8 protein-coding genes are annotated in these 13,007 nt (G+C 66.0%); 3 read left to right on the forward strand and 5 right to left on the reverse strand.

Annotated features, from left to right (window positions below; translation table 11 throughout):
* Positions 1–43 precede the first annotated feature (43 nt).
* On the forward strand, positions 44–1,840 hold the full coding sequence (locus G6O69_RS07490) for a hypothetical protein (RefSeq protein WP_172302837.1): 1,797 nt from the start codon (positions 44–46) through the stop codon (positions 1,838–1,840).
* 26 nt (positions 1,841–1,866) lie between these two features.
* The gene (locus G6O69_RS07495) at positions 1,867–4,164 is read left to right on the forward strand and encodes a hypothetical protein (protein WP_176396698.1); all 2,298 of its coding nucleotides are present in this window, start codon (positions 1,867–1,869) and stop codon (positions 4,162–4,164) included.
* A gap of 105 nt (positions 4,165–4,269) precedes the next feature.
* Here the strand turns inward: G6O69_RS07495 and G6O69_RS07500 are convergent, their stop codons facing one another.
* Positions 4,270–5,706, reverse strand: a complete 1,437-nt coding sequence (locus tag G6O69_RS07500) for a hypothetical protein (RefSeq protein ID WP_172302839.1) — start codon at positions 5,704–5,706, stop codon at positions 4,270–4,272.
* Positions 5,707–5,781: 75 nt separating this feature from the next.
* Between G6O69_RS07500 and G6O69_RS07505 the strand changes: the two genes are divergently transcribed.
* Positions 5,782–8,055 (forward strand): hypothetical protein, encoded by a 2,274-nt coding sequence (locus G6O69_RS07505; RefSeq protein WP_172302840.1) that lies wholly within the window; start codon positions 5,782–5,784, stop codon positions 8,053–8,055.
* 13 nt (positions 8,056–8,068) lie between these two features.
* Here the strand turns inward: G6O69_RS07505 and G6O69_RS07510 are convergent, their stop codons facing one another.
* From G6O69_RS07510 to G6O69_RS07525, 4 genes are all read right to left on the reverse strand, one after another.
* Complete coding sequence (locus G6O69_RS07510) at positions 8,069–9,421, reverse strand: hypothetical protein (protein ID WP_172302841.1); 1,353 nt, start codon at positions 9,419–9,421, stop codon at positions 8,069–8,071.
* 194 nt (positions 9,422–9,615) lie between these two features.
* The gene (locus G6O69_RS07515) at positions 9,616–10,503 is read right to left on the reverse strand and encodes a LamG domain-containing protein (protein WP_217909790.1); all 888 of its coding nucleotides are present in this window, start codon (positions 10,501–10,503) and stop codon (positions 9,616–9,618) included.
* A 175-nt stretch (positions 10,504–10,678) separates the two neighbouring features.
* A complete protein-coding gene (locus G6O69_RS07520; RefSeq protein ID WP_172302843.1) occupies positions 10,679–11,956 on the reverse strand; it encodes a nucleotide sugar dehydrogenase in 1,278 nt (425 codons plus the stop codon).
* A gap of 186 nt (positions 11,957–12,142) precedes the next feature.
* Positions 12,143–13,006 carry an ABC transporter permease subunit gene (locus G6O69_RS07525; protein ID WP_172302844.1) on the reverse strand — a complete coding sequence of 288 codons (864 nt, stop codon included), beginning with the start codon at positions 13,004–13,006 and terminating at the stop codon, positions 12,143–12,145.
* Position 13,007: the final 1 nt, after the last annotated feature.

Consider the following 13,007-nt stretch of genomic DNA (forward strand, 5'->3'; position numbering starts at 1 on the left):
TGATATCGCACGACTCGGCGCCACTTGCTATGCTCGGACTCCGATGACCAGAACCTGCATCGACGCTGACACGTGGCTCATCGGGACTCCGCGCGCCGTCCAGCGTCGACGAGCTGGCCGCGAAGCTCGGCGCCTGGATCCAGCCGCCGCCCTCACGGCCATGCGTCGCAGCGTGGCCATGGGCCGCTCGAGCCTGGCGAGACTCGGCCGCCTGCTCGTGGACGCGGGGCTGAGCACCCCCGGCTCGACCACCAGCGCGGCCCAGCTATGGCACGCGCTCGAGCGTGCCATGGAGCGCGGCAGCTTGATCGTGACCGAGGCCCGCCCCGAGCGCTCGGCCCTCGGCCACGAGCCGCGCTCGCTCACCACCCCCGTGGCGGCGCCTCGCGAGGCCCCGCCCATCGCCGCCCTCGGCCATCGCCTGGCGCTGTGCATCGTCGAGGACGACGGCCGCCCGCTCCCCGGCCTGGCCGTCGAGCTCGGCGGCGACCAGGCCTTCTCGGATGGCGGCGGCCAGGCCGGCTTCGAGGTCGATCGACCAGGGCGCCACGGCCTGCGCCTCAGCGCCCTCGACGAGGCCGACTGGAGCCGCGAGCGGCCCAGCCCCGGCCCCTGGCCGTGGCCCGAGGAGGACGACGACGCGGCCCGGGCCGTGTTCATCGACCTCGGCCTCGACGGCCGGCGCCTCGCCAGCCCCCCCGCCTCAGCCAGTGCGGGGGGCGAAGCCGAGGCCACGGTCGAGCTCGGCGTGGACCTCGGCCCGCTCAACTGGGTGGTGCTCGGGCGCCCGATCCTCCGCCGCCTCGTGCCCGAGCAGCTGCGCTGCGACGACGCCTCGGCCCTGCTCGTGCCCGCCCCGTGGACGGACCACGCCCACCCCCTCGCCGCCCTCGTCCAGGCCTGCCTCGCGCTCCACGAGGACCCCGACCGCTGGCTGCTGATCGTCGGCCACGCCAGCGCCTCGGGCTCGGCCGCCGCCAACCAGACCCTCAGCGAGCGCCGGGCCGAGCTCGCCCGCGTGCTCCTCGACGGGGACGAGCGCCGCTTCGTCGCCATCGCCCGGGACCACGGCAGCCTCCGCGACGTGATCGCCTACCTCGCCTACCTCGGCGAGCGCCGGGCCTGGTCCTGCGTCTGCGACCAGCCCCCGGCGCAGTGGCGCCGCGACGAGAGCGAGGACAGCCGCGCCCTCGTCGAGGCCTTCCAGGCCGACTACAACGACCGCTTCGACGCCGCCTTGGTCCTCGACGGCGTCTGTGGCCCGCGCACCCTCGCGGCGATCTTCGCGGTCTTGCGCGACGAGCTCGCGCGCTGGCTCGACAAGTTCGGCCTCAGTCTCGGCGACATCCCCCTGAGCCGGATCGTCACCGCCGGCTACGCCTCGACCCTCGCCGGCCGCGGCGGCCCGGCCGACGACCCCGGGGCCGGGGATCGCCTCGTCGAGCTGCTCCTCGTCGAGCGCCTCCCCCTCGACCCCGAGCCCGAGCTCGCCCTCGTCTACGACAGCCGCGTCCCCCGTCGCCTCGAGCTCGAGCTCCCCGACGAGCCCAACGACTGGACCACCGGCCCCTTCACCATCGTCTCCGACCTCACCCCAGAAGAGCCCGCCGCCCCCGAGCGCTACCGGCTCAGCGCCGACGACGGCTGGTCGTGCGAGACCGTGCTCCCCGACGAGGGCGTGGTCAACGTCAACGGCGAGCTGACCATCCGCTACCCCGAGCTCTCGACCGCGCGGCGCTACACCCTGGTGGTGATCGCCGAGGACGGGAGCGAGAGCGAGATCTTCGCGGACCTGCGCTACGGCCAGCTCCACCGCAGCGCCAGCGCGCCCAATTCCTGAGCCCCCCAAATTTTCGAGCCCAAGCCATGGCCAAACCCTACCGAGCGCGCCACGAACAGCAGCCCAATTTGGATCGGCGAAACGGGCTCCAATACCAGCAGAGCACCCCACGAGAGCCCAGCATGCGCGTCGGCAACGCAGAGCGCGAGCCCCTGGCCCGCGTGGATCAGCGTCAGCCGGTCGTGCTCACCGGCCAGTGGCGCGAGCACGGCCAACGCTACCACGTGTTCATCAACCAGGCCGGCCCCCACCTCGAGCTGATGCTCACCGTGGTCGAGAATGGTCATGTCGCCGAACCCAAGGCGAACGAGAGCGCCAGAGGTGGCGTCTGGTCACTCCCCGACGGCCGCCGCCTCAACCAACGCTGCCTGCGCATGGCCGGGCGCATCGACCCCAGCGACGAGCGCCACTATCACCTGAGCCTGCGCGTCGGCGGTGATCCCATCGACAAGCTCGACCGCCCCTGCGGGTGGCTGCGACGGTCCGCCTCGGGCACGGCCATCGAGATCGGGCTCGAGCTCGCGGAGCTCCGCGCCCTCAACAGCGAGCTCGCGACGCGCCTCCAGCCCATGGTCAAGGCCAAGTCCAAGCGCCTCGACACCCGCCCCAACGTGTTCGAGAACTACCTCAACCAGCCGTGGATCCCCGAGAGCATGCGGACCTTGCGGTGGTTCCCGCTCACGCCCAAGCAGATCGAGGCGCTCCCCAAATTCATCTTCGACGCCCGCATCCCGGCCCACCGCGAGACCTACGAGGCCGGGCGCTGGGACGATGGCGAGACCTTCGACTACCGCAGCCTCGTCGAGGCCTACTTCAACCTCGAGGACCGCGACGACCTCAACGCCGGCCAGGTCAAGCAGCGCCGCAAGAACATCAGCGCGACCCTCAACGACCTCGTCGGCAGGGCCCGCAGCTCCGCCCTGACCACCCCTGCGGACAAGGGGGGCATCGATAGCTTTCAGCTCGACCTGTTCTTCGCTCAGGTCACCCTCAGCGCCCTCGACGTGCCCACCCTCGAGATCGTCGACGGCTTTCCGCACAGCCTGCTCACCCACACCCACCACATCCTCAACGAGAGCGGCACGACCCGAGACACCGATCACTTCAGCGACGACCTCGGGCTTCAGTGGATGATCGAAGGCGGACGCACCTACACCGCCAAGATCAACTACTCCAGCCTCGTCGACATGGTCGTCGAGGGCCAGAGCGAGCGGGCCTTCAAGAAGGTCCAGCAGTACGCCAAGCAGCACGGTGACAAAGTCTTCAAGCGAATCAAGCGCTGGCTGCCCCTCGAGCTGATCTCCATCGTCGGCGAGGTCCACGTCGAAAACCACGACGACGTCCCCTTTTCAGCGCAGTACATGATCTTTGCCAGCGGCCTGGGAAAGTCCGCCTCCGCGGGAGACTCGACCGTCTCGTTCCAGTCAGAGGGAAAGGCCGAGCACGTCTACGGCCCCGCGTGGAAGCCCGAAAACCTCGCGGGGCCGGTCCTCTACGTCGACGGCAGCGCCTTCGCGACCACGGGCAAACAGAAGATCGGGAAAAAGAACCCCGAAGGAGAGGGCAAGGGCTACGGCTACACCGCCTTGACCTGCAAGGGCAGCGAGAAAGGCAAGCCCAAGGTCCCGCTCGTCTTCGACTTCTCGGGTCAGGGCAAGGTCTTCAGCGACACCGCCGCCGGGGGGATCGGCGGCTCGGTCCTCACCGGCAAGCTCTTCTTGGCCGACGCCGAGGGCGGCGACTTCGTCCGCCAGCTGCCCGGGCCCCAAGACCAACCCGAGTACCGCTCGCAGCCGACTGGGACGCTGCACTTTCCGATCAATGGCGCGCTCTTCGTGCCAGGGGGAGAGGTCTTGCTCGAGATCTTTGCCGCCAACGAGTTGGCGGTGCTCAGCAAGCCGGGGATGAAGATCACGTTGAAAGGCTACGCGGATCAGCCCCACGACGCGCTCAGGAACCAGATCTTGTCGCGAAGCCGGTCGGTCACCGTATACAACTACCTGAAGAACATTCTCGGGGATGACCTGGCGGGACCGGATCAGCTAAAAGAAATACATGATGAAAAATATGAAATAGACAGGCTCATCAACTCCACCCCCGCCCCGATGGACTATTTGAATTGGAAGACCCTTCCGAGGGAAACATCAAAATCTTGGCCTACGGCGAAATCGAGTCAAAATCGGAGAACTACGATATCAATTCGCGCCGCGTCGACTTGCTCATCGACGACGAAGTCCGACTGCAGCTTGGTCGCCTCACAAAAGACGACTAGTGTGCGCGGCAGAGGACTTGAAGGGCCCCAGGCTTGGAGCACCGGCCGCTGACTTCGTTGCTCGTCAGTCATTTGTGCCCGACAAACTCCCTCCTCGCGCCTCGTCAGCAACCGGCGGTCCGGCGCCTGGGACCCTTCAAGTCCTCTGCCGCGCACACTAGAAGTGGGCGAGTTGAACGGTTTGAACGCTCTGCGCAGAAGGCTCGCCTCGAATGACCACCCCAACGCCATCGTGGCCCATCACAATCACTGGCGCCTCAAACCGCTCCGAACGCACCCCCGCCACTTTATCAACGATTTCGACCCACGAGTTGCTCCCCCACTCGGTTGGATGGCAAGCAATCGACAAAATTCGCAATGCATCATCAAGACCGTAGCGAAGATGAGCACACCGATACTCCCCCACGACCCTAGCCCTATAGGTATGACCATACCTAACGCTCAGCGCGAGACGATCATCGCCGTAGTCAAAAATATCATAAACCTGGGTCTCTTCGTGGAACGCCAGGCTATGAGGTGTTTGGGCAATGAACTCGGAAACCCCACCAGCTGGCCGATACACAGCATCAGGCGTCCACACCCAACAGTTCTCCTCGCAGCACGCAGAGACCTTCGGGGGACGCGCGCTGATGGCCTTGAGGGTGACCCCCCACTTCGCATCGGGACATAAATTATTCACATTCATGCCACGACCATCATCGTAGTTGAAGATATCTCCTCGAAAGCTAGAAAATCGCCACCCACCTGAAAGAGGGTCACTGCTTGCGACACTACCCTCGAGACACTCGTAGCCACGAGGAGGCTGGAGCAGCGCCTTGCGGCACTCTTCGGGCGCGCTCATTCCAGACACCTCCTCGAAGTCGGGCTCCCCTCCCCATGTTCGCGCCCACTCTTCGGGAAAAAAGGGAAAGGGCGCGTCGGGGAGCGGCGGCGGCTTGCTGATGTCCTCCCACTCGAACAGGTGCACAACCTCTTCGTCGTCTACGGCGTAGACCCAAACACGATCCTCGACGGCTCCAAGATGGATCCAGTAGTTCTTCTCATAGACATAGTCGTGGTCCCCCTCCGGCAACACCGGCACCATCGATCCGGTCTGCGCATCCAGCAGGTGAACCCCCGACCCGTCCAGGCCCTCGACCAGCGCCAGACCCCGCCTATAATTCGCCTCGATGTGGCGCAGAAAGGTCGCGCTCACCTCCCCCGTCCGCACGTTCAGCAGCACGCTCTTCTCCAGCGGATCCGTGTAGTAGTCCTTTGGCGCGCGCTCGAAGTGATTGACGATGATGTGGTCCTCACCCAGAAAGTAATTGTGCCCGCCCGTGAAGCCCAGCCACTTTCCGCGGTAGACCGTCGGCCCATACTCCACTGGGACACGCGGGAAGCTCCCACTCTCCAGGCTCTTCGTGTGGAACACCTCGAGCTCCTCGATGGCGTCGAGATCCACCGGCGGAAAGCTCGACCAGTCCCGCTCCTCGGGCAGTTCGTCTTCCGACGAGGGCTCGGGCGCGTCTCTGGGCACCTCGCCCTCTTCGTCGCAGGCCAAGCTCGGCAGACACAGCAGCAGCACAAAAAGGAGCTCGGTGGCGCGAGTCATCAACGAAGCCAAGCTTAGCAAAGCTCCCGCGCTCGTGTCGATCCACCGACCTTCTCCGGGCTAAACTGCGACCCCATGGCCAAACCCCACCGGGCTCGCCACCAGCAGCACCCCAACTTGGACCAGAGAAAGGGCCGCGACTATCAGCCAAGCTCCCCGCGAGAGCCGGTCATGCGCGTCGGCAACGGCGAGCGCGAGCCGCTGATCCACACCGACATGCGCGAGCCCTTCGTGCTCACCGGCCAGTGGCGCGAGGCCAACGATCGCTACCACCTGTTCATCAACCAGGCCGGCGAGCACCTCGAGCTCCTCCTCGCGCTGGTCGACAGCAACACCTCGGCGATGATGCCGGTCGACGAGGCCCACCTGCGCGGCGACGCGGCGACCTTGCCCGACGCCCGCCGGCTCATCCACTGCCGCCTGCGCATGTACGCGGACATCGACGCCAGCTTGCGCACGCACTATCACCTCTTTGCCCGCGTCCCCGGCTCGACGATCGCCGAGCGCGGGCCCGCCTGTGGGTGGTTGCGCCGCAACGCCGATGGGTCGGCCGCCGAGCTCGAGCTCGAGCTCGATGACCTCGACCTCGATCCCCGCCTGCGCGAGCTCCTCCAACCCCTGATGCTCTCCAAGGCCAGGCGCCTGAGCACGCGCCCCAATTTGTTCGAGAACTACCTCGACAAGCCGTGGATCCCGGAGGCCCTGCGGACCATGGCCTGGTTCCCGACCACGCCCGAGCAGCACCAGGCCCTGCCCAAGTTCATCCTCGCGGCCCGCGTGCGAGCGCACCGCTCGACCTACGAAAAGGGCGACTGGGAAGACAGCGAGTCCTTCGCCTACACCACCCTCGTCGAGGAGTACTTCAACATCGGCGACGCGGCCTACTACGAGGCCCTCGGGGAGGAGCCCCCCGGCGCCAGGCAGCTCGCCCAACGCCGCGAGAACATCGCCTCGACCCTCAACGACCTGGTCGGCATCGCCTACGCCAACGCCCTCCAGGCCCCTCCGAGCAAGGGCGGGATCGATCACAGCCAGCGCCACGAATTCGCCGCGGCGACCATCGCTACCCTCGAGGAGCACCAGGTCATGTTCGACACGACCTGGCGCTCCTACCTGACCCACACCCACCACATCCTCGACCAGTCCAGCAAGGACTCGCGCAGCGTTCGACACTTCATCGAGACCCTCGGCCTGGACTGGAAGCTCCACGGTGGGCGGCGCTACGACGCCAAGCTGGTCTACATGAGCCTCGAAGAGCTCACCGACGACGCCGAGGGCATCAAGGACTTCAAGAAGTACTTCGCCAAGCAGACGAGGAGGGCGGTCAAAAAGAACGGCACCAAGCTCAAGCGCCGCTTCCCCCTGTCCCCGATCTCGATCATCGGAGAGCTTAGCGTCAGCAACGAGCAAGATCTGCCCTTCTCCGCCACCTACCTGCTCGTCGCCCTCGGGCTCACGGCCTCGAAGTCCAAAGACATCGGCTGGAACACCAAGATCATCACCACCACGGGCACCGCCGACAACATCTACGGCCCCGCGTGGAAGCCCGAGAACATCCCGGGCGCGGCGTTCATCGCCGACGGGGGCGCCTACTTCTCCAGCATCAAGGGCAAGGGCGCAGGCCTGACGGTGTTGTTTTGCAAGGGCGGCGGGAAGGACAAGCCCCCGGGCATGCTGCCCTTCAATTTCTCAGGCCTCAGTGACATCGTGAGCTCGGGCGCGGGTGTCGGCCTGAGCGCGACCACGCTCGTCGGCAAGATCTTCCCCATCGTCTCCGGGGACGACGATCTCGAGGAGCTGCCCGAAGCCGACGCCGAACCCGAGTACGCCGACACGACAAATTCTCGAGCCACGGTGCACTTTCCGATCAACGGCTCGATGCCCTTCCCCGACGGGCTGTGGCTGCTCCAGGTGTTCGCGGCTTGCGAGCTCGCGGTGCTCGGGCAAAAGGGGGTCGAGCTCGAGCTACGGGGGTATGCGGATCAGCCGCACGGCGCGCTGGAGAACCAGATCTTGTCGAGAAATCGAGCTGTGAGTGTATACCAGTACCTGAAGAACATTCTCGGAGACGAACTCTCTGGCCCCGCTCAGCTCAAGGAAATTCCCGACGAAAAAGCTGAAATCGAGAAAATCAAAGGAAAGCAGGACAACAAGTCATGGAACGAGAAGAACAGGGACCCAAACACGACATTTTCCATTTTTGACCCCAGCATCAAGAACATCACGATCACCGCCTACGGTGAATCAACGAGCAGCTCCACGTCATACAATCAGGAGTCCCGCCGGACTGACGTATTCGTCAATGGAGAGGTCCGACTTCGCCTCGAGCGCAGCTCGAACGACAAATAGCCGCGCCCTGTCCTCACTCCAGGTCGACGAGGGAAACATGAGACACCCCTCCCCTACGCACGAGCGCCACGACACGCCCGCTGGAACTCGTGGCCAACCCCTCGACGTTCCTCGCTCGACTTGTTCGAACCTTTCGCTCACTGTCGACGACTTCTGCCCAGGTCACATCGCCCTTCTCAGACATGCACATTACCCCCTTCCTGGGGTTTCCATAGGATGAGCGATAGCTGAGCCCATCACATGCATAGTCGTCACCGATCAAATATGCAGCATGATGCTCGGGAAACTGGTCCACCCAAGCGCCTTTCTCGGCCACACCGTAGTCGTAGAGGTCGAGGGTCTCCTCCTCGCCTTTTCTGAGCCAGCTCTGCGCTGCGATGAGTTTGCCCGAGACTACCTCCGAGAGTGCATAGATGTTCTCGGGTGACCACACCCAGCAACGCTTCTCCTGATCAGCGCAGCAAACCTGCAGCATGGGAGGGTCTACCTCGATGACATCGATGCCTACCCCCCACTCGCTCGACGGACAAAGCGACTCCAGGTCTACCCCTTCCCCGCTTGCCTGGTTGAAGACCACCCCATCTTTGACCGAGAACCTCCAATTACCAGAGAACAACATACTTCGCGTTCGCGCCGCGTCGGTCAGGCACTCGTACCCCCTTGGAGGCACCAGCGCGGCTCGTGGACAGCCTGAGGGTGCCCCCTCTCCCCTGACCTCCTCAAAGGCTGCGCGTCCATGGGTCTGCTCCCATAGATCGGGAAAGAAGGGGAAGGGATTATCTGGCAAAGGTGGCGGCTTGCTCCTGTCTTCCCATTCGTACAGGTGAATTTTCCCGTCTCGATCCTTGGCATAAATCCAAATACGCCTTGCAATCGAGCTAAATCGAACCCAGTAGTTTTTCCCGAACCGATACTCATGCTCGCCCTCGGGGAGCACCGAGACCAATGCTCCTCCCTCGACGTCCAGCAGCATGGGCCCTCGCTCTCCTTCGACCTCGACCAAGGCCATGCCCTGGCGCCAACTCGCGTCCAGGTGTTTGACGAATTCAGCGCTCACCTCCCCCGTGTTCACGTTCAGCAACACGCTACTCTCGATGGTTGCCGCCGTGCCCCCGCGAGGTTTTCGCGCGTAGTGACTGACGATGATGTGGTGCTCTCCCAAGAACTCGTCAGCCCCACCAGCAAACCCCAGCCACTTCCCCGCGTGGAGCTTCGGCCCCAATTTCCATGCAACTCGAGGATAGCCGTCTCCGACGACCTCATCCGCGTGAAACACGACTGCCTCCTCGATCGAACCGGGGTCGACCGGCGGGAAGTTTGGATAGTCGAGACTCTTCTCGGTCTCGACCTCCGTCTTGCCCTGCAAATGCGCACTCGAAGGCGTGCGCTCAGAGCTCCGGGGTTCTCCCTCTCCTCTGCAGGCCGGCGCGAACGAGCAAATGAGCAGCGCAGGGAGGATCCTTCGGACGCGGAGCATGCCTGCGCCCACGATAGCAGAGCCCGCCCCCGAGCGCCTCTCAGTGTCCCCCTTCTCGAGCGCCCCTCCCCGACCGAGCGCTTTCAGGGCTGCTGCGCGAGCACGGCGAGCTCGTCTTGGCCGAGCACCCGCGCGTAGATCTGTAGCCCGTCGATCAACCCGACACACCTCTCCCCGCCAGGATAGTTGTAGCCGATCGCCATCGGCTCGCCGTTGTCGCTCAGCCCCGCGTCGACCTCCTCGTCTGCCCTGGGCTGCGCGTTGACATAGGCCCGCAGGTGGTCGCCATCGTAGGTCGCGGCGATGTGGCTCCACTCCCCGATCGGGATGTGCTCATGCTCGACGATGGCCTTTTGATAGCCGTCGCCCACAGTGAGCACCCACGCCACGAAGCCATCATCAACGTCGAAGAACATGCCGTACTGACCCGAATTGTCGAGCCAGACGGCGGCGCCCTCGGGGACGCCGTCGGGCCTGACCCACATGGCGAGGGTCAGGTCGAGGTCGATGTCGAGGCTCGCGCTGTCGGAGACTTTGACCTGCTCGCTGCTCTCGCAGTCCAGCGCCGACCCCCACAGACTCGGGCTCAACCCGAGCGCCTGGGCCTGCGCATGGTTGCCCTTGCCGGATCCGTCGGCGGCGGCGTTCGGTTGTTCGAAGGGATAGCAGGCGACGAGCGTGGCGTCGCCGACGGGGCAGGCGTCACCGGGCGCGCCCTCGCTCGTCTCCTCTTCGCTGCCGGACTCACTCTCGCTGCCGGACTCACTCTCGCTGCCGGACTCGGCTTCGCCAGACTCGCCGCTCTCCTCTTCTGGCCGCCCCTCGTCCTCACCAGAGCTGTCCCCGCTCATGGCCAAGGCCATGGCGTCGAACTCCGGGTTCGCCATGGTGCAGCCGAGCCCGAGCCCGAGCAGGAGGCAGGGCGCATACATCCCCGGCAGACGGCCCTTCATGTGCTCGCGTCGATGCACTACGAAGAGCCAGTCTAGCGATGGTTGATGTGGATGTCGTGATTGTCCCGCGATGACATTCACGCCAATCGCGATCGTCCCTACCCTCGGGCTGGACTCGCGCATCCCACGAGCCCGGCTCGAACATCGTGCGCAGCTCGCTCGGCCCGGCAGTCCGTCGCAATGGTCAGCGCGATCACAGTCGCCACAGATCCACCTGTGCCGGCACGCGGTCGCGCTCCACGGCGCCTTTGACGTCGATGATCACGCGCAAGCAGGGATCTTCGAGCAGCGCGAGCACCTGCTCGGACAGGCCGCGATGGGGCACGGCCAGGACGACGGCGTGGTAGCCGTCGCCGGGCGTGGTCCGCAGGCGCAGACCATAGATCCGCTCGACCTCGCCGGGCTCGGCCATGGGGTCGTAGACCTCGACCGCGACGCCGTAGTCCGCGAGCTCGGAGATGATCGAGGGCACGCGGCTGTTGCGGATGTCGTGGATGTCGGGCTTGTAGGTCAGCCCGAGCACCAGCACCCGCGCCGCGTCGATGCGCACGCCCGCGCGGATCAGCTGCTTGACCGTGCGCTGGGCGATGAAGGGGCCCATCGAGTCGTTGATCCGCCGCCCGGCGAGGATGACCTGGGGGTGGACGCCGACCTGCTCGGCGCGCGCGGTCAGGTAGTAGGGGTCGACGCCGATGCAGTGGCCGCCCACGAGCCCCGGCGTGAAGGGGAGGAAGTTCCACTTGGTCCTGGCCGCCGCGAGCACGTCGAGGGTGTCGATGCCGAGGCGGTCGAAGATCAGCGCGAGCTCGTTCATCAGCGCGATGTTGAGGTCGCGCTGGGTGTTCTCGATGATCTTGGCGGCCTCCGCGACGGCGATGCTCGGGGCGCGGTGCACCCCGGCCTCGACCACGGCGGCGTAGAGCCCGGCGACGAGCTCGAGGGTGGTCTGGTCCTGGCCGGCGACGACCTTGGTGACCCGCTCGAAGCCGTGCTCTTTGTCGCCCGGGTTGATGCGCTCGGGGGAGTAGGCCAGGGAAAAGTCCCGGCCACAGCGCAGGCCGCTGACTTGCTCGAGCAGGGGGCCGCAGATCGTCTCGGTCACGCCGGGGTAGACCGTGGACTCGTAGACGACGATCCCCCCCGGGCCGAGGGCCGCGCCCACGGTCTCGGTCGCGGCCCGGAGCATGCCGAGGTCGGGGTGGTTGGTGTCGTCGACGGGCGTCGGGACGGTGATCACGAACAGGTCCGCGCGAGCGAGCGCCGCGGGGTCGGCCGTCAGCTCGAGGCCCGAGGCGGCGAGCCGGGCCTCGCCGAGCTCTCTGCAGCGGTCGCAGCCCGCGGCGAGCTCGCGGATCCGCGCCGCGTCGATGTCGAAGCCGAGGGTCCCGGGGAAGCGCTCGGCGAACGCGACGGCGACCGGCAAGCCGACGTAGCCGAGCCCAATCACCGCGATCCGTCGCTGCGTCCCCATGCTGCCGAGCCCCCCCGAGGGGCAAGGCCAATCAGTCTACCCGAGCGGCGGGCTGGGGCTCGGTGGCACCGAACGACCACCAGCCATCACAGCCATCACAGCCATCATCGCAACGCCACCAGTCCCGGCGGCCCCGACAGCGGCACTCGTCGCCACGCCGCGGCGCCGAGCTGGTCCTGCAGACTCTCAGCCCTTGACCCCGCCCGCACCGAGCCCCGCGACCATGTGACGCTGGACCTGATAGAAGAGCAGCATCACCGGCAGCGAGACCACGATCGCCCCGGCCGCGAACAGGTCCCAGCGCGCGTCGTACTCCCCGATGAAGCGCTGGAGCACCACCGGCAAGGTGAAGGCGCGCTCGTCGTCGAGCAGCGTGGCCGCGAGGATGAACTCGTTGTAGGCGGTCATGAACGCGAACAAGAAGGTCACCGCGATGGCCGGGCGGGCCACGGGGAGCACGACCTTGATGAAGGCCTGGAACTGGGTGGCGCCGTCGACCATGGCCGCCTCCTCGAGGTCGACGGGGATGGCCTCGAAGGCGCTGCGCAGCTGGAACACGGCGAATGGCACGGAGGTGCTGGCGTAACAGAGCACGAGGCCGGTGCGCGTGTTGAGCAGCTCGAGGGTCTCGAGGATCATGAACAGCGGCACCGCGCTGGCCACGGCCGGGAACATCTGCGTGGCCAGCAGCAGGCGCATGCCCTCGCGGCGGCCGATGAACTCGAAGCGCGCGAAGGCGTAGGCGGTGGGGATCGCCACGCCCACGCCGACCACGGCGGTGGTCAGCGAGACCACGAGGGAGTTGAGCAGCTGGCGACCAAAGAGCCAGTGCGAGTCGCCCTGGGTGTCGACCCACTGCGAGCCCACGACCTCGCGCATGTTGTCGAGGGTCGGCTCGGCGGGCACGGGCAGCACCTGGGCCTCGAGGGTGGTGGTGCCCGAGAAGGCCAGGCTGACCACCCACAAGATCGGGTAGAGCGAGAAGGCGACGGCGAGCAAAACGACCGCGTGGGCGGCCACGGACTCGAGCAGATCCTTGCGCGGGGTCATG

The sequence above is a fragment of the Pseudenhygromyxa sp. WMMC2535 genome (assembly GCF_011083025.2).